16 protein-coding genes are annotated in these 18738 nt (G+C 44.3%); 4 read left to right on the top strand and 12 right to left on the bottom strand.

The genetic code is table 11. The features are described 5' to 3' along the window. Positions 1-11: 11 nt before the first annotated feature. The 9 genes from CEQ32_RS21575 to murJ all read right to left on the bottom strand — a co-directional run bounded on the left by CEQ32_RS21575 (position 12) and on the right by murJ (position 9517). A complete protein-coding gene (locus CEQ32_RS21575) occupies positions 12-440 on the bottom strand; it encodes a PilX N-terminal domain-containing pilus assembly protein (RefSeq protein ID WP_088586832.1) in 429 nt (142 codons plus the stop codon). A gap of 16 nt (positions 441-456) precedes the next feature. Continuing rightward, positions 457-1431 carry a PilW family protein gene (locus CEQ32_RS21570; RefSeq protein ID WP_088586831.1) on the bottom strand — a complete coding sequence of 325 codons (975 nt, stop codon included), beginning with the start codon at positions 1429-1431 and terminating at the stop codon, positions 457-459. Then, positions 1432-1983: a type IV pilus modification protein PilV gene (gene pilV / locus CEQ32_RS21565; RefSeq protein ID WP_088586830.1), complete on the bottom strand. Its 552-nt coding sequence runs from the start codon at positions 1981-1983 to the stop codon at positions 1432-1434. A gap of 216 nt (positions 1984-2199) precedes the next feature. Further along, positions 2200-3156: a 4-hydroxy-3-methylbut-2-enyl diphosphate reductase gene (gene ispH, locus CEQ32_RS21560; protein ID WP_037421194.1), complete on the bottom strand. Its 957-nt coding sequence runs from the start codon at positions 3154-3156 to the stop codon at positions 2200-2202. Position 3157: 1 nt separating this feature from the next. Beyond that, positions 3158-3580: an FKBP-type peptidyl-prolyl cis-trans isomerase gene (fkpB, locus tag CEQ32_RS21555; protein ID WP_088586829.1), complete on the bottom strand. Its 423-nt coding sequence runs from the start codon at positions 3578-3580 to the stop codon at positions 3158-3160. Further along, on the bottom strand, positions 3580-4092 hold the full coding sequence (gene lspA, locus CEQ32_RS21550; protein WP_011623704.1) for a signal peptidase II: 513 nt from the start codon (positions 4090-4092) through the stop codon (positions 3580-3582). Before lspA ends, fkpB begins: the two co-directional genes overlap by 1 nt. Positions 4093-4101: 9 nt before the next feature. Further along, the gene (ileS, locus tag CEQ32_RS21545) at positions 4102-6924 is read right to left on the bottom strand and encodes an isoleucine--tRNA ligase (protein ID WP_088586828.1); all 2823 of its coding nucleotides are present in this window, start codon (positions 6922-6924) and stop codon (positions 4102-4104) included. 32 nt (positions 6925-6956) lie between these two features. Then, a complete protein-coding gene (gene ribF / locus CEQ32_RS21540; RefSeq protein WP_055648482.1) occupies positions 6957-7892 on the bottom strand; it encodes a bifunctional riboflavin kinase/FAD synthetase in 936 nt (311 codons plus the stop codon). A 65-nt stretch (positions 7893-7957) separates the two neighbouring features. Continuing rightward, on the bottom strand, positions 7958-9517 hold the full coding sequence (gene murJ / locus CEQ32_RS21535) for a murein biosynthesis integral membrane protein MurJ (RefSeq protein WP_037421205.1): 1560 nt from the start codon (positions 9515-9517) through the stop codon (positions 7958-7960). Positions 9518-9769: 252 nt separating this feature from the next. On the opposite strand from murJ, the gene rpsT reads away from it, so the two are divergent. Further along, positions 9770-10036, top strand: coding sequence for a 30S ribosomal protein S20 (gene rpsT, locus CEQ32_RS21530; RefSeq protein ID WP_037421209.1), 267 nt, complete (start codon positions 9770-9772; stop codon positions 10034-10036). A 60-nt stretch (positions 10037-10096) separates the two neighbouring features. On the opposite strand, the gene CEQ32_RS21525 is transcribed toward rpsT, so the two are convergent. After that, the gene (locus CEQ32_RS21525) at positions 10097-10393 is read right to left on the bottom strand and encodes an ArsR/SmtB family transcription factor (protein WP_006084975.1); all 297 of its coding nucleotides are present in this window, start codon (positions 10391-10393) and stop codon (positions 10097-10099) included. Between the two features lie 135 nt (positions 10394-10528). Here CEQ32_RS21525 and CEQ32_RS21520 point away from each other — a divergent pair, with 135 nt between their 5' ends. Then, positions 10529-11935, top strand: coding sequence for a M28 family metallopeptidase (locus tag CEQ32_RS21520; RefSeq protein ID WP_055648481.1), 1407 nt, complete (start codon positions 10529-10531; stop codon positions 11933-11935). Between the two features lie 101 nt (positions 11936-12036). Here the strand turns inward: CEQ32_RS21520 and yaaA are convergent, their stop codons facing one another. Beyond that, positions 12037-12810 (bottom strand): peroxide stress protein YaaA, encoded by a 774-nt coding sequence (gene yaaA, locus CEQ32_RS21515; RefSeq protein WP_055648480.1) that lies wholly within the window; start codon positions 12808-12810, stop codon positions 12037-12039. A 108-nt stretch (positions 12811-12918) separates the two neighbouring features. Next, the gene (locus CEQ32_RS21510; protein WP_037421222.1) at positions 12919-14385 is read right to left on the bottom strand and encodes an alanine/glycine:cation symporter family protein; all 1467 of its coding nucleotides are present in this window, start codon (positions 14383-14385) and stop codon (positions 12919-12921) included. A 430-nt stretch (positions 14386-14815) separates the two neighbouring features. On the opposite strand from CEQ32_RS21510, the gene CEQ32_RS21505 reads away from it, so the two are divergent. Further along, positions 14816-17182, top strand: coding sequence for a phosphoketolase family protein (locus CEQ32_RS21505; RefSeq protein ID WP_037421225.1), 2367 nt, complete (start codon positions 14816-14818; stop codon positions 17180-17182). A gap of 239 nt (positions 17183-17421) precedes the next feature. Beyond that, positions 17422-18534 (top strand): OmpA family protein, encoded by a 1113-nt coding sequence (locus CEQ32_RS21500; RefSeq protein WP_172587990.1) that lies wholly within the window; start codon positions 17422-17424, stop codon positions 18532-18534. The last annotated feature ends 204 nt before the right edge of the window (positions 18535-18738 follow it).

The following is an 18738-nucleotide window of genomic DNA, read 5'->3' as shown; positions in this document are numbered from 1 at the left end:
ATTTATTCCTATTAAGGCAACACTTGCTGCTCAACACCTGCGACGACCGTTAATCGACCTAAATTATCTCGGCCAAATACTTTGGTGCTGCTAATTTCGACTCGACGACAATTGACTAAATTTGCCCCGGTGGCATTTGCTGTGCGCTGGCATCCAACATTCATTGGTCCAATTGAGGGGATCGGTGTTAATTGTTGTGTAGCGTTAAACAGTGCTTCAGTTTTAGTAGCATTTAAATTTGCAAAGAGTGCCCCCTGATATTTAACTATTACAGCTTGCAAACCACCATCAGCTACTGCTTTAAACTCTACACGCTCTGAACCAGCTCCAGACATCCGTAGCGACTGCGATGAATTCACGGCTAATGCTACGCCAATAACCGTCATAATAATCAATACAATCAATGCAAAAAAAAGCACTATTCCTTGTTGTTTTTTCATTGACAGCCCCCTTCAATTAACGGCGGTTCAACACGGGATTTTCAAGTACAATGGTGGTCGACATCACCTTTCGACGAAAATTATCCTTAATTTTTATCAGCTTATCTCCTAGACGATACTGACTATCATTAGTGTAACTTGCATCTTTTTGAGCCGAGCGCACCAACACATAAACTTTTAAGGCAACAAGTCGCATACTCCCTTGGTTATCCCACATAACATCTGTCACCTTCTGTGCGGGCAGAAACGCATCTGGTGTACCATCGCCATTATTATCAAAACCATAAAGTACACGTAAATTCTCTATCCCCTCGACCAATTGCTCATCATTACTCATACCATTATCAGTTAATGTTTTACGGCGCAAAATGGGGATACCTGCCGCATCATTAGCAATAAAATACACATGGTGCTGATACTCCCAATAGCGAGCATTCGTCATTGCTGGAGCTGTATTACCACTAAAAAAAATTGCCTCGCTGGCATTAGTAGCAACAAAAATTTGATTGCCACTGAGACTCGTTAATGCAGGACCTATCAAACGTTTAATTTGTACTACATCCGTGTTTTTGTTAACGCTGGTTAAACAAGCTAATACCGTACTACTTTCTTGTTCATATCCCCATAGACGACGAAAATGGGCGGGGGCATTATTTGGTAATGTTTTGTTGTTAAGCCCAGCACCTTCACAATCACTGCTCAGCGCGGGGACGGTAACAGTAGTATTGCTCCCCAATACAAAATCCGTACCTGTCATATCCCCCATAAAAGCAACCTGACTCAAATCGCGCTCTAAAATCGCCAAAGCTATACGGCCATTCTCTTGAAGTTGATTAAATTGACTTGTAGTAGTCACATTTGAAGATGACATGCTAAACATAGTAAACACACCAGCAGTTAAAAAGAGACCAATCACCATAGCAACCATTAGCTCAACTAATGACAATCCATTTTGATACATGGTTAAGGTTTTAATAAGCTTTGGTCTCATTTAAATTACCGTCGTCATTGTAAAGGCTCTCCTTCTTTTACTGGCAGTGCCGCAATCAAAAGTACCTGTTACACCACTGATTTCATTAATGCCAAGCCAAGTTATAGTCACTGTAACTATATTGCCATTGAGTTTGATACAGCCAAGAGCGGTCTCTAATCCTCCAACTTGCTGTGCGCCCACTATTTCGTACTCACCCGAAAATGCACTACGCCACTGGTATAAATCCCATAATGCCAGTTGGCTCGGCGTGCATAAGTTGGCCCCCTCACAGGCGGGAGTAACCGGAGTGATTGGTTCTTTTGAGCCGGAGTGATTACCAACATATTTAGCTAACTCACTGGGATTAAGCTTCATACGGTTAACAATATCGTTAGCGTAATAGGATGCTTGGGTTTGTTGGTATGATTCAAAACTAGCTCGCTTAGCCACTATGTGTAAATTAAAAATACCGATCAGGCCAATCACTAAGATCACTAATGCAACAAGCACTTCTATTAGTGAGAAGCCTCGTTGAAATCCTTGATGTGTCAATCGTTCGAATTTAGTCATATTTTTGACATGCTTTTCAGCTATTTACCCTTTTAAATCTTAATCTTACGATAAAACCATTGCTAACAGTTAATAATAGATGAGTAAAATGTAAGTGGCCAGTAACAATAGCATATAAGCTGCAATCTCATTATGCTTTGTTTGAATTTAGTCATACTTAGACAATAAAAAAGAGGCCATTGGCCTCTTTCAATTGACTACTATTTTCTACATTAATTAGCGTAGTTCAGCGGGTACGGCAAAGACAGTATCTTCTTTTCGTCCTTCGACTTCAGTCACCACACTTGGCGCTAATTTCGCTATAGCTTGAACCACTTGCTGTACAAGAACCTCTGGTGCAGACGCGCCAGCTGTTACAGCAACTTTAGTTACCCCCTCAAACCAAGATGAATCAATATCATCTGCAGTATCAACCAAATAAGACTCTGTACCCGTTTTTAATGCTAATTCACGTAAGCGATTAGAGTTAGAACTGTTTTTCGAACCGACCACAATCAACAAATCAACATCGGCCGATAAGTTACGCACCGCATCTTGACGGTTTTGCGTCGCATAGCAAATATCATCCTTACGAGGGCCTTCAATGGACGGGAAACGCTTTAATAAGGCGCTAATGATATCGAGAGTATCATCTACCGAGAGGGTCGTTTGAGTCACGAAGCAGAGGTTATTAGGATCGCGAACTTCTAAAGTCTCGACATCTGCCGGGGATTCAATCAGATAAACCCCACCATTAGGGTTATCATATTGTCCCATGGTGCCTTCAACTTCAGGATGTCCCGCATGGCCAATCAAAATACATTCAATACCCTTGCGACTTGCTCGAGTGACCTGCAAATGCACTTTGGTGACTAATGGACAAGTTGCATCGAATACTCGCAACCCACGCGCTTTAGCTTCGGCACGTACCGCCTGAGAAACCCCATGAGCACTGAAGATAACAATATTGTTATCAGGCACTTGGTCTAACTCTTCGACAAAAACAGCACCGCGGTCTTTCAAATTTTGCACCACATAGCGGTTATGCACGACCTCATGGCGAACATAAATCGGTGGTGAAAATAACTCGAGCGCACGCTCAACGATGCTAATGGCACGATCCACACCAGCACAAAAGCCGCGAGGATTTGCCAGCATAATATTTAAACTTGGGCTGGTAGGATCTAATTTCATCTTAAAATACCTTCACCACGTCGAGTTCAAATGTCACTTTGCGTCCCGCTAATGGATGATTGAGATCGACCGTAATCGAATCGCCCGCAACCTCACGCACAATTCCGGGGATCTCACTGCCGCCAGGACCAGCAAAACTCACGATAACGCCAACTTCAAGCTCCATATCGGCTGGAAAGCGGGTTCTATCCATATAATGAATCGCATCGGGATTTGACTCACCAAAGGCATCGACCGCTTCAAGCGTAAAGCTGTGCTTATCACCTTCATTTAAGGAAGCAAGCTGCGCTTCGAATGCAGGGCTTAAAGTAGCATCGCCGATATTTAAACGTGCTGGCTTACCCGAGGCTTTAGTGCTATCGGCGGTCGAACCATCTTCAAGCACAATATTCATATGGCACAATAACGAACGTGTCACAGTCACTACTTCACCTCTTCGGTTTTATCTTGTTCTGATTTGCTGTTAAAAAACGAATCCCAAATGATTAGCACTGCGCCGATAAAAATCGCGGAATCTGCGATATTAAAGGCCGGATAATGGCTCTTACCCCAATAAAAATCGATAAAATCCACCACAAAACCATGCATCAATCGATCGATTAAGTTACCTAGGGCGCCACCAATCACTAAGGTGTAAGCCAAATTTAACTTCCATAGGGATGCCGATTGCTTGCGCAGCCACACAGTCAACAAGGTACTGAAACCAACGGCCACTAGGGTAAATAACCAACGTTGCCAACCGCCCGCTTCACTTAAGAAGCTAAATGCGGCGCCATAGTTACGTACATAGGTGAAATTAAAAAAAGGTAATAACTTCACCGATTCGAACAAATCAAAATTGGCTAAGACCCATTGCTTGGATAGTTGATCGGCCAAAAACACCAATACAACTACCCAATACCAACGTAAGCCACTGTCTTTCCAAGTTAATGGCATACAGATCCTTTACGCAAACAGACGAACTTCGCCGTCACCTTCAATATTGGTTACGCAGCGATGGCACAGCGTTGGGTGAGCCTCAATCGTGCCCACTTCTTCCCTATGGTGCCAACAACGTTCGCATTTCTCTGCTGTTGTCGCATTTACCACTAACTTCAATGACACAAGTTCGGTTTCAACGGCATCGCTTGTCGCATCCGCCAATGGCAATACTTTGGCTTCAGAGGTCAACAGGACGAAACGAAGCTCATCACCAATGTGCGTTAACTGTTCAGTTAATGCCGCATCAGCAAACAGTGTGACTTCGGCTTCTAAGGAGCCACCAATACGTTTATCACGGCGCGCTTGCTCGATGACCTTGTTGACTTCGTTACGCACAGTCAGCAGATTTTCCCAGTACGCATCGCTGAGATCTGTATCTAAAGTGATAGATTGCAGACCTTGATACCATTCTTGGGTAAACACGTAAGCATCACGCTGGCCTGGTAGTAATTGCCACACTTCATCGGCAGTAAAGCTTAGGATTGGGGCAATCCAACGCACCATGGCCTCAGCAATGTGGAACAGTGCCGATTGGCAGCTACGGCGGGCATGGCCCTCTTGCTTGGCGGTGTACTGACGGTCTTTGATGATGTCTAAGTAGAAGCTACCTAGCTCAACCGAGCAGAACTGCATCAGCTTTTGCGTCACAATATGGAAGTTATATTGCTCGTAAGCTTCAATGATTTCTTGTTGCAGAGCAGCCGCGCGGCGCACAGCCCAACGATCTAACGCCACCATATCTTCTACTGCCACTAAGTCCTTAGCTGGATCGAAGCCATTAAGGTTCGCTAGTAAGAAGCGAGCGGTGTTACGAATACGGCGATAAGCATCGGCGCTACGGTTTAAGATTTCATCCGATACCGTCATTTCACCGCTGTAGTCGGTCGCAGCAACCCAAAGACGCAGAATGTCCGCACCTAACTTGTTGGTGACTTGCTGCGGCGCAATGACGTTACCGATAGATTTCGACATCTTGCGACCTTTACCATCAACGGTAAAGCCGTGGGTCAGCACTTGCTTGTAAGGAGCTTTGCCAGTCATCGCAGTAGAAATCATCAATGATGACATAAACCAGCCACGGTGTTGGTCGCTACCTTCGAGGTATAAATCGACGCCATGACCATGAAACTCTGGACGCGCCCCAACCACAGAGGCAAAGGTTGAACCTGAGTCGTACCATACGTCCAAGGTATCGGTCACTTTGCGGTATTGTTCGGCTTCTTCACCCAGTAATTCGGCGGCATCGAGATCCCACCAAGCTTGAATGCCTTCCTGCTCAATGCGGTTGGCTACACGTGCCATTAACGACACGCTGTCAGGGTGCAGCTCTTCGGTTTCGCGGTGAACGAATAATGTAATTGGCACGCCCCAAGTACGTTGACGGGAGATACACCAATCAGGGCGATTCTCAACCATCTTTTCGATGCGGCTTTGGCCCCAGTCAGGGATCCACTGAGTCTGCTCAATTTCGCTTAATGCTTGCTTGCGCAGGTTGTGGTTATCCATTGAGATAAACCATTGCGGTGTAGCGCGGAAGATAATGGGCGTTTTATGGCGCCAGCAGTGTGGATAGCTGTGACGGTATGCAACATGGTGTAATAGTGCGCCTTTTTCTTTCAGCAGCGCAACCACATTGTCGTTTGCTTTAAATACATGTTGACCGGCAAAAAACTCAGTGTCTGGTTTGTAAACACCGTTATCGCCAACAGGGTTTGCCACTTCTAAACCGTATTTTTGACCTACCACGAAGTCGTCTTGACCATGGCCAGGTGCCGTGTGAACCACTCCCGTACCCGCGTCAGTCGTCACGTGGTCGCCTAAAATCGCAGGCACGTCAAAGGCTAAGAATGGATGCTTAAAGCGAACCAGCTCAAGCGCTGCGCCTTTAACTTTACCTAACACGCTGTGGTTCTCGGCACCGTAACGCGTCATACAAGCTTCAACTAACACGTGGGCCAGAATAACCGCGTGAGTCGCGCCCTCTTTCACAAATTCAACCAAGCTGTAATCCAGCTCAGGGCTGATAGATAACGCCCGGTTAGCTGGCAGCGTCCAAGGTGTGGTTGTCCAAATCACCATAGCGACTGGATGTGAGTAATCGCTTACACCAAACTGAGCGGCAACGGCTTTGCTGTCAGTTGCAGTAAAGGCCACATCGATAGCGGGAGAGGTTTTATCCTCGTATTCCACTTCGGCTTCAGCAAGGGCAGAACCACAGTCTGTACACCAGTGAACAGGTTTAACACCTTTATGTAAGTGACCGTTTTCAATCACTTTTGATAAAGAGCGAACAATATTGGCTTCAGTGGCAAAATCCATTGTTAGATAAGGTTTTTGCCAATCGCCTAACACGCCTAAACGAATAAAATCTTCGCGTTGGCCATCGACTTGCTCGGCAGCATATTTACGGCATTCTTCACGGAATTCGGCCGCAGAAATTTTTTGACCAGGCTTACCGACTTTTTGCTCAACTTTCAGTTCAATTGGCAGACCGTGGCAATCCCAACCCGGCACATAAGGCGCGTCAAAACCTGACATAGTTTTTGACTTAACAATAATGTCCTTAAGAATTTTGTTGACTGAGTGACCAATATGAATGCTGCCGTTCGCATACGGTGGGCCGTCATGCAAAATAAAAGGTGTGCGGCCAATTCGGCTATCACGGATCTGCTGATACAGACCGTCTTTCGTCCAGCGCTCTAACATCTCTGGCTCGCGATTTGCCAAATTACCACGCATCGGAAACTCAGTTTCAGGCAAATTCAAAGTAAATTTATAGTCGCTCATTGATCCTATACCGTTAATTAAACTGATAAATATCAGCCTGCATCGTTACCAAATAAAGCTCTGGCCTCATTTGCATCATTCAAAATTTGTTGTTTTAGTGCATCCAATGAATCAAAAGGTTGTTCATCGCGAAGTTTTGCCACTAACTCAACCTCAACATGCTTGCCATAAATGTCACCTTCAAAATCAAAAAGATGCACCTCAAGCTGACAAACTTGACCATTTACGGTCGGGCGGAAACCAATGTTGGCAACCCCTTCATAAATATCGCTATCTTCCCAATAGAGTTTCACCGCAAACACCCCGCGCACTGGCACCACATTGCGCTTGAGGGCGATATTGGCGGTGGGAAAACCTATGGTTCGGCCAATTTTTTGGCCATGGGCCACACGGCCGCTTAAGGTAAAGGGGTGACCGAGTAGGCGTCTCGCCTGCTCCAGGTTTCCTTTAGCCAATTGTTCTCTTACCGCGGTCGAGCTCACACGTTGCGAGCCCACCATAAAACTCTGGGTGCTGACCACGGTAAAGCCATAACGAACTCCCGCCTGCATCAGCATTTCGAAATTGCCTTTTCGGCCTTGACCGAAGCAAAAGTCATCGCCAACGACGAGGTATTTAACCCCGAGCTTGCGCACCAGCAGTTCTTCGATGAAATGCTCCGCTGGTTGATCTGCAAAGGCACGGTTGAAGTTAACACACACTAACCGTTCAACGCCTAACTCATCGAGCAGGATGATTTTGTCCCGCAATAAGCTCAGACGCGCGGGCGCATTCTCACCTCGGAATAACTCCTGTGGTTGAGGTTCAAATGTCATCACTGTCGGAGGTAATGAAAGCTGTTTGGCCTTTTGCACCAAATTAGCAATCACCTGTGCATGGCCGCGATGCACGCCATCAAAATTACCTATCGTCAGCACACAGCCATGGTGAGATGACAAAATGTTATGTATACCACGGATTAATTCCATAACTTTAGACAACTGCCAAGCGCAAATCGGCTGATTATATAACAGCTAACGATAAGAATCAGCAATCAAACTCCCCGTTTCATTGACCAAGGACGAATTCCTAACGCCAATAAGCCAAGTAAATACGTCATAGCACCAACAGCAATCAAGCCAATCAAAGCCTTAGCACGTAAAGCTAAATGCCATTCTACCCATTGAGATTGCGTGGGTAATAAATAGTACAAGACTACCACCATCAATGCCGTAGAGACCACGGCTTTAAGGAAAAACACCATAGTTGGTTTGGTAATACGATAAACCCCTGCTTTATGCAGGCCGCGATAAAGTAATGTGGCATTAAGCAAGGCTGACATGGATGTAGCAATCGCCAAACCCACATAACCAAATGGGATTGCAAATATTAAGTTAAAGCCCATATTGGTAATCATAGCGATGATGCCATAGCGTACGGGGGTTTTAGTATCCTGGCGAGAATAATATCCTGGCGCTAAAACTTTGATTAACATAAAACTCAGTAAACCGCTTCCGTAAGCCATCAAACTGTAAGAGGCCATTTGCACGTCATTGATAGTAAAGGCGCCGCGCATAAACAGTACCATTAACATAGGCTGCGCGAGCACTATCAACCCCATCATCGCAGGCAAACCGAGTAATAAAATCGCTTTAATTCCCCAATCCATGGTGTTACCAAAGCCATCTCCTTCTGCATTCACATGATTTCGCGATAACGCGGGTAAAATCACGGTTGCAATAGCAATACCAAATAAACCAAGTGGAAACTCTAATAATCGGTCTGAATAATAGAGCCAACTAATAGAACCAGTCATCAAGAAGCTGGCGATAAAGGTATCAAATAACAAGTTGATTTGTGAGACAGAAACCCCAAACAATGCAGGGATCATCAAAGTTCTAATCTTCACAACCCCGGGATGTTGCCAACCCCACGAAGGTTTTACTAACGCTTTCTCTCGGAGCAGAAACGGAATTTGGAATAAAAACTGAATTAAACCACCGCAAAATACTCCCCATCCCAAGGTAATTTCGGGCTGAGAAGACGTCGGCGCGAAAAACATTGCCGCCGCAATAATGGCCACATTTAGAAACACAGGCGTAAAAGCCGATACAGCAAAGCGTCCTCGAGTATTTAAGATTGAGCCCGCTAAAGCAGTAAAGGTAATAAACCACAGATAAGGAAAAGTGATTTTTAGTACGACCGTTGCTAACTCAAACTTAGCGCCATCAGGTTCGTTATTCAGCCAGGCCATAAACCAGCCGCCACCAAATAAGGCTGACAACACAGGAGATGCAATCACACCGACAAGCGTGACAATCGTCACTAAGAGCCCTAAGGTCCCCGCCACCTTACTGAGTAACTCGCGAGTTTCGTCCGAGGTATGCTTTTCTTGATATTCGGTCAGTACGGGAACAAATGCCTGTGCAAAGGCGCCCTCGGCAAATAATCGACGTAAAAAGTTAGGAATTTTATTCGCGAAGAAAAAAACATCAGCGCTTGTCCCTGCACCCATTAAATTGGCAACGACAACATCTCTAACCAAACCTAAAACACGGGAAATCAATGTCATAGCACTAACAATCATGCCTGACTTCAATAATTTTTTACTCAAACGTCCCCCAGACCTATATCGAATGGATTAGGTGATTCATCTCAAAAAATCGACTCAGGCTCTGTCACACTGCGGTAATAGCTGCTAGAATTGCGCCACATATTACACGAGTTGGGTTGAAGATAGCCAAGGCAGGTTGAATTAATTTATCTTTATGATGATTATTCAATCATAGTCATTGACAAAGTGACTAAATGCAGGCATATTCCTCGGCCTTTAAAAGTATCAAATCCAGTTTTTAGGAGTTGCACCTTGGCTAATAGCAAGTCTGCAAAGAAGCGCGCGCTTCAATCTGAAAAGCGTCGTCAGCATAACGCCAGCCGTCGCTCAATGTTACGTACATACGTTAAAAAAGTTATCGCAGCTATCAAAGCTGGTGATCACAAAACAGCAACCGAAGCTTTCGCTGCTGCACAACCAATCGTTGACCGTATGGCGACTAAAGGCCTTATTCACAAGAATAAAGCTGCTCGTCATAAGGCTCGTTTGAACGCTAAGATCAAAGCGCTTGTTGCTTAATTATCTTAGTAAATAAAAAAAACCGGCAATTGCCGGTTTTTTTATATCTGCTGAAAACCATTAATGACAATAAATATTGTTTAGTAAATGGATCATCTCACGCACTTCATCACTCTTCAGTGAATAAAATACGGTCTGCGCTTCTTTGCGTGTGGTTACTAAATTATCTTTGCGTAACCAAGCAAGGTGTTGTGATAGTGCCGATTGACTTAAGCCTAATTTTTTATTCATTTCGCCAACGCACATTTCTCCTTCATTCAGTAAATAACAAAGGATAAATAAACGGCGTTCGTTTGCGAGTGCCTTTAATAGCACCACGGCATGATCGGCTCGCTCCTGCATTAATTCAATATTCATTACGCACATTTTCTCCTAAAACTAACCCCTGCGCTAATATAGCGTTGCCTTACAGATATAGTCGGGACATAAAGCACACTTTTTGCTAGATTGTTTTCAAAAGTGGGACATGCTTAATAAAAACAAAGGAAACCTATGAAACCCTACCAAACAACGTTGATAACAGGCCTTTTTATTAGTGGTTTGAGCGCTTGCCAAACTCATATCGAAACACCAGTCAAAACAGATACCCCTTCTCAATTACAACAAACCGCTTTAGCCTCTTCGATTGGATATGACATTGTCGAATCTCTTACGGTAGAAGTAGGACCGCGCCTTGCTGGTAGTCCAAAAGACATTATTGCCGTGAACTGGGCAATGAATAAGTTAACCAGCCTCGGGTTTGATAAGGTTTATAAAGAGCCAGTACAGGTTCCTATTTGGGAACGTGGAGAAGCCAAAGCCAAGATTATCTCTCCGGTAGAGCAACCTTTGGTGATTACTGCATTGGGTGGCAGCATTGCAACGCCAGTAACGGGCATTAGGGCTAGAATAGCTCGCTTTGATAGCCTAGAAGCATTACAACAAGCCAACCCTGATGATGTAAAAGGTAAAATTGCCTTTATCGATCAAAAAACGGAGCGTCATATAACTGGTGAAGGTTACGGAAAAAGTGTCGGCGGCCGCTCGAAGGGCGCTGTCGCAGCAGCACAAAAGGGAGCCGTAGCAATCGTCATTCGCTCAATAGGCACCGACCATGACCGCATGGCACACACTGGCGTGATGCGTTATCAAGATGGTGTGACTAAAATCCCTGCTGCGGCGATGTCTAATCCCGATGCAGACTTAGTCGATGCCATGTTAAAACGCGATCCGAATGCGGTGCTCGAGCTGCATATGTCACCGAAGGATTTAGGTACGAATACCTCTTACAACGTTATTGCAGAAGTCACTGGCAGTAGTAAACCTAACGAAATCGTGCTGATTGGTGCCCATTTAGATTCATGGGATGAAGGTACAGGTGCAATTGATGATGGTGCTGGTGTTGCGATTGTGACAGCGGCAGCAAAACATATTCAAGATCTTCCACAAAAGCCCGCTCGTACAGTGCGAGTAGTACTATATGCAGCTGAAGAAATTGGCTTAGTGGGGGGTAAGGCTTATGCTGAAGCACACAAAGCCGAGCTACGTCTGCATTATATTGCTGCCGAATCGGACTTTGGCGCGGGTCCGATTTATCAAATCGATACTAAAGTAAGTGACAACGTTTTCGCCCAAGTTCAAGAGAGCATTAAACCAATGACATACAACGGTGTTGCCCTCGGCAATAACCAAGCATCTGGTGGGCCTGACGTCTCTATGCTACCCGCATTAGGCGTACCTGTTGCATCATTAAGACAGGATGGCCACGATTACTTCGATTATCACCACACACCTAACGATACCTTAGATAAAATTGATCCTAAGGCTCTGGCACAAAATGTGGCGGCATATGCTCAATTTGCTTATATTATGGCAAACTCGAATTCAGTGTTAACCCCCATTAGCACTGAATCGAAATAAGCCTCATAACTAAATCATTCACCCATAAAAAGAAAAATGCCAGTCAGCTTAACTGACTGGCATTAAGCCTAAGCAGCTCTTTTTATTTAAGCCGTAATACGTTATTGCGCTTCACGTAAGAATGTTGGCTCATTCGGTTTACTCAATTCTTCACTGTAGTAATAACCTGCCACATCAAATGCTTTTAATTCATCAATCGAACTCACTTGCTGCTCAATAATATATCTTGCCATCATTCCCCGCGCTTTTTTCGCAAAGAAACTAATGACTTTGTATTGACCATTTTTAAAATCTTTAAAAACAGGAGTGATTAATTGTCCTGCTAATTGCTTTGGCTTTATCGCCTTAAAATATTCATTGGATGCAAGGTTGATAATGATCTCATCCCCCTGCGCAGCGACAGCATTATTGACCGCTTCGGTGAGAGTGTTGCCCCAAAAATCGTAAAGATTCTTACCTTTAGGATTGGCAAGGGCCGTCCCCATTTCTAAGCGATAAGGTAAAATTAAATCCAATGGCCGCAGTAACCCGTATAGCCCAGATAAAATGCGCAACTGCGACTGAGTACGTTCAAGCTGTTCAGGTGTCAGGGTATCAGCATCAAAACCTGTGTAAACATCGCCTCTAAAAGCGAAAATAGCTTGCTTAGCATTATCAATACTGTAATCGGGTGTCCACTCGCCAAAACGTGCCGCATTTAAGCCCGCAATGTTATCGCTGACCTTCATTAATGTTGCTATGTCACTGGGAGTTAACCGTTGGCAAACTTGAATGAGCTCTTGGCTATAAGCTAAAAAATCGGGCCGAGTATGGGTTTGAGTCAAGGGAGGTTGCTCAAAATCTAGGGTTTTCGCCGGTGAAACCAAAATCAACATTAACACACTCCAACAAATAAAATACGCCACTATGATACTGAACAAGCATAAAAAAACCACGTACGGATGACGTGGTTTTTCCGATAGCGCTAATCAGTGAACTTGAGCTTAACGACTAACCGCTGATTCAGTACGCGATTTAGCCAACTCATTGGCACTATTGTCCTGCCAAATGCCATCATCAAGTTGTTCCATCAATTCGGGGAACTTACTGCGGTCAAACTCAGGCATTTTGCCACTCTTTAATTGTTCACAGTAATCGTTGATAACCCGTATCGCCAAGCCAGATAACAGCAACAATGCGACGATATTGACCGTTGCCATTAGCCCCATTGACACATCGGCTAAGTTCCACACTAAGCTGATTTTGGCTACGGCACCAAACATCACCATGCCCAATACGCACAGGCGAAATAGCGGTAACGCCTTAGTACTGTTACCCGTTAAGAACATCACATTGGTTTCGGCGTAGGAATAGTTAGCAATGATAGAAGTAAAGCAGAATAGGAAAATGGCTATCGCAATAAAGGCGCCGCCCCAATCTCCAACGTGGTTTGACATCGCATTGATGGTGAGACGAATGCCGTCATCGCTAGAACCAATATCGCCTGAAAGCAAAATAATTGCCGCAGTTGCAGTACAGATAACGATGGTATCGACAAACACTCCCATCATCTGCACAAAGCCCTGAGACGCTGGATGATTAGGATTAGGTGAGGCACTCGCCGCCACGTTTGCTGCGCTGCCCATCCCCGCCTCATTTGAGAACAAACCACGGGCAATACCTGCTTGCATCGCCTGAGCGACTGTATAAGCAACGCCACCTGCTGCTGCCTCTTGCCAACCGAAAGCACTTTTTACAATCAGGCTAATAACTGCGGGTAATTGCTCTAAATTGAACAACACAATAATGAAAGCGATCAGAATATAAGCCAACGCCATAATTGGCACGATAAACTCAGATACTCGCGCAACTTTACGTAAGCCGCCGACGATAACAAAACCACTGGCTAACACTAAGCCGATACCGACATAGGTCGGATCGAAGCCAAACACGCGCTCCATCGCCCCCGTAATGGTATTAGCTTGCACCGCGTTAAACACCAAACCAAAAGCGATGATCAGGAAGAAAGCGAACAACACCCCCATCCATCTCTGACCAAGTCCCTTCTCCATATAATAAGAAGGGCCACCACGAAATTGGCCGTTGGTATCACGCACCTTATAAACCTGCGCAAGAGTGGACTCTACCATAGCCGTTGCCATACCCAACATGGCAATTAACCACATCCAAAAGACAGCGCCAGGTCCGGCGGAGCCAATGGCCACCGCTACCCCCGCCATGTTTCCAGCACCTACACGGGCCGCCATACTCGTACAGAATACTTGGAATGAAGACAAACCACTTTCACAGCCTTGGCGGCTCATTGTCATGACTTTTAGAGAGTGTTTGAAGTGTGTAAGTTGAATAAATACAAGTCGTAAGGTGAAATAGAGCCCCGCACCCACCAGTCCGTAAACGAGCAATTTGCCCCAGAGCAGTGCGTTCAAAAAGTTTACAATCGTTTCTAACATATTATTTTACTTCTTCCCGTAGCAAATGCCCTCCCCCACCTATACTTAGCGAGGTGCAACATTTGTGGTGAATGAATCCTTCCAAATAAAGGTAAGAATATCGGTAGATTTATTCTTTCAAATTATCCTTCCGTGAATTTACAACATCACGGCTACCGAATTCAACGCAGCAAAATAGCACAGTATTCGAAATTACTCATGTGATCAAGCCTAGGTTTACATTGTTAAATAGCTACAAGCTCACGATCATAAAGCTTAGATAAGTCACTGTTAATATTAAATTAACAATTTAACAAACTTCATTCACATGCGTTAACGACAAACACAAGTTTTAAAATTTGGATGTAGGGCACATTTTTGTAATAAAATTACAAATATAGTAACTCCAAGAAAACATTATTTACTTCCGTCTGCTCTAGTGAGGCTTAATATGACGACAACACATGAGATAAATGCTCTTAAAAAATACGTAAGAGCCACTAACTTCCTAGCCACCTCCCAGATTTACTTAAAGCAAAACGTACTTCATAAGCGCCCACTAGCGCACTCGGACATTAAGCCTCGCTTGCTCGGTCACTGGGGAACGTGTCCTGGTATCAACTTTGTCTACGCGAACGTTAACCGACTCATTGTAAAACATAATCGTCCCTTTATTTACTTAGTTGGTCCAGGACATGGCTTCCCTGCCGTACAAGCTAACTTATTCATTGAAGGCTCTCTAAGCCACTACTATCCAGAAACCATTCCTTATAATGAAACGGGCATTGAGGATATTTGTAAAAAGTTCTCAGCAGCATACGGTTATCCTTCACATGCTAATCCTGAAGCACCAGGACAAATTCTGGAAGGTGGTGAATTAGGTTATTCATTATCCGTTGGCTGGGGCGCAGTGCTTGATAACCCCGATCTTATCGCGACAGTATTAATAGGTGATGGAGAATCAGAAACAGGCCCATTAGCCGCATCTTGGTATGCAAACCGATTGGTATCACCCGCCACCAACGGCGCAGTGTTACCAATCGTGCATATCAACGGCTATAAAATTTCTGGCCCAACCCGTATGGGACGCATGAGCCATGAAGAATTAGATCTTGAATTCCGCGGTCTTGGCTACCACCCCATTATTGTGGACAGCGAAGCGGAAGAAGATATCTACGTTCAAATGGCAACCGCCATGGATACCGCTTATAGCATGATTAATGATATCCAAGCCCGAGCACGTAAAGGCGAAGATATTGTAAAACCTCGCTGGCCAGTGATTTTAATGCGCACAGCCAAAGGTTGGACAGGCGTAAGCGAATATAATGGTAAGAAGTTAGAAGGCAACTGCGAATCACACCAAGTGATTGTCAATAAATGCGCGACCGATAAAGGCCATCTAGCCGCATTGGATAACTGGTTAGCTAGCTACCAGTTCCAAGAGCTCTATCAAATCAATGCTCAAGGTGAACTGATTTTTGATGCGGATATTAGCTCATTGATCCCACCAAAACACTTAGCTTGTGGTCGCCAACATCTCACTTATGGTGGTGAAGTTGTTAGAGCTTTATCCAATCCAGATCTAGAAAAACTCAGTTACGGTCCAGAAGTACCACGCGGACACCGCGGTTACTCCATGCTGAAAATGGGTGAATGGATGCGTGACGCATTCAAACTGAACCGTGATCAACGCAATTTACGCATTTTCAGCCCTGATGAAACCTATTCAAACCAACTGCAAGCGGTATTTGAAGAAACCGACCGTGCATGGCAATGGCCAATTGAAAGCTGGGATGAAGATATGTCTCGCGATGGCCGTGTACTAGAGCTCCTTTCTGAGAACTTACTATTTGGTATGTTACATGGCTACACAGTGACAGGTCGTCATGGCATGTTCCCAACCTACGAGTCATTCTCGCAAGTAGTTTCATCCATGGCCGACCAATATTGTAAGTATGTTTATGCCAGTCAAGGGGTGCATTTCCGTAAACCTTTACCAGCGTGCAACGTAGTACTTTCTTCATTATTAGAGCGTCAGGATCACAACGGTTACTCGCATCAAAACCCATCGTTCCTAGGTGCGATGTTAGAAAAACATCCAAAGATTATCTCTGCTTATTTACCAGCTGATGCAAACAGCACCTTAGTGTATACCGAACGTGCTTTTGCGGATCGTGACAAACTGAACATCCTAGTCGCAGGTAAAAAAGAGCTGCCACAATGGCTAAGCTTAGATGAAGCACGTAAACAAGCCAAAGATGGCGTCATGGTGTGGGATTTTGCTTCAGATGAAAATCCAGATATCGTCCTTGCTGGCTGTGGTGATTATGTCACTCAAGAATGTATGGCGTCTTTAGTGATCATTCGGGAAATGCTGCCTCGAGTCAGAATCCGTTTTGTGAGCGTCACCGAATTAAGCAGTGATGGTTTAGGTAGCCGTAAATTTAAAGAAAAACCATGGATGATGGATGAAATATTTACTCAAGATAAAGGAGTAGTATTTAACTATCACGGTTATCCAAATACAATCAAAAAGTTAATTTTTGATTACAAAGGAAGCCGCCGTTTTAGAATTAAAGGTTATGAAGAAGAAGGCTCAACAACTACACCATTTGATATGGGTGTGCGTAATGGAACCTCTCGCTACCACCTTGTTATTGATATGGCTTATAAACTATTCCAACAAGGCGTCATTGATGAGACTAAACACGTTTCAATCACAACAGATATGTTGCAAAGACTTGTTGATCACCGTAACTATATTAAAGCACATGGTGTTGACCCAACTGAAATCGAAAATTGGGTTTGGACTCGCTAGCAGTTAATTAAATTAACAAAATAAATACAATTTAAAGGCATCCGAAAGGATGCCTTTTTAACATCTCAAGTTGATTACAGGATGGAGCCCCATAAAAAAACTTCAGACTAAGCACTGGAAAATTTTAACAAATGCAGTGATAATTAACCGCTGGCTACAATACCAAAGGATCCCCACACTAAGTGCTAGCAATGTTTTGCTTAAAACCCGCAAAGCATATTGGTGGAGAATCATAAACAATGGACTTAGAAAAAATGATGAAGAATACATTAAAAGTAGTTTTACTTACATCAATGCTTCCACTTGCTGCCAGTGCATCTCAAGAGTTAACTCCTTGGTATGTTGGTGCAGGTTTAGGCGTTAATAACTATGAACACATTGCAACTGATAACGGCGATGATAACCCATACGCATGGGACATCTTCGCAGGCTATATGTTTAATGACTACTTTGGTGCAGAAATCGGCTATCGTGATCTAGGTAGTGCAGATTGGACTAATGGTGGCATTAGCAATGATGCAGATGTTAAAGGTGCAACTCTGGGCTTAGTCGGTGTATGGCCACTAGGTAACCGTTGGAGCCTGTCTGCAGAAGCGGGTGCAATGTACTACACCTTAGAAAACAGCCAACATACTGGCACAACTTCAAGCTCATACAGCTCTAACGATTTTGCGCCTTACTTTGGCGCAGGTGTTGGTTATAACTTCACCGATAATCTGAAGTTACAAGCTAAATACCGCCGTTATGAAAACTTAGACGACACAGACTTCAACACAATCGAAGCTGACAGCAACTATTGGGGCTTAGAATTAAGCTACCGTTTTGGTACTCCAGCAGCAGTGGCTCCTGTAGCTGCCGCCGTTGTTGCAGCAGCACCAGTTGACTCAGACAACGATGGTGTATACGACGATAAAGATCAGTGCCCAGCAACGCCTGCAACTCACAAAGTTGACTCTGTTGGCTGTACTATCTATGAAAACGTTAAAAAGCAAGAAGATGTAGGTTCTATCCAGTTTGCTAACGATTCTGCAGTAGTGAAGAAAGAGTACTACAAAGACATCGAAAGACTGGCTAACTACCTGAACAAGAACCCAGAATTCACTGTTGAAATCGCGGGTCACGCTTCTAACGTAGGTAAACCAGAATACAACATGGTTCTGTCTGACAAGCGTGCTGACGCTGTTGCTAAGATCCTTGTTGAAAAATATGGCATCAGCCAAAGCCGCGTAACTTCTAACGGTTACGGTATCACTAAGCCATTAGTGGCTGGTGACTCGAAAGAAGCTCATGCAGCTAACCGCCGCATCGAAGCCATCGTGACAACTACTGAAAAACAACCTGTTCTGAAGTAATTGCACTGTTAAGAATAAAAAAGTCGCTGCTTGCAGCGACTTTTTGTTTTTAAGGCATCTACACTACCTAACCTGATGGCGCTAAGACTGATTAAGTGGCATTCACCACTATGTTCAGCAAGAAACGATATAGTTTTACCATTTTTGTAATTTTTTTACATTGATGGTTGGAAAAGTTGGCAAAATCGCTTCTAATAGTCATCA

This window comes from Shewanella sp. FDAARGOS_354 (assembly GCF_002209245.2).
Lineage (GTDB): Bacteria > Pseudomonadota > Gammaproteobacteria > Enterobacterales > Shewanellaceae > Shewanella > Shewanella xiamenensis.
The sequence above is the reverse complement of the archived record's forward strand: the minus strand, read 5'-3'. Positions and strand labels throughout refer to the sequence as shown.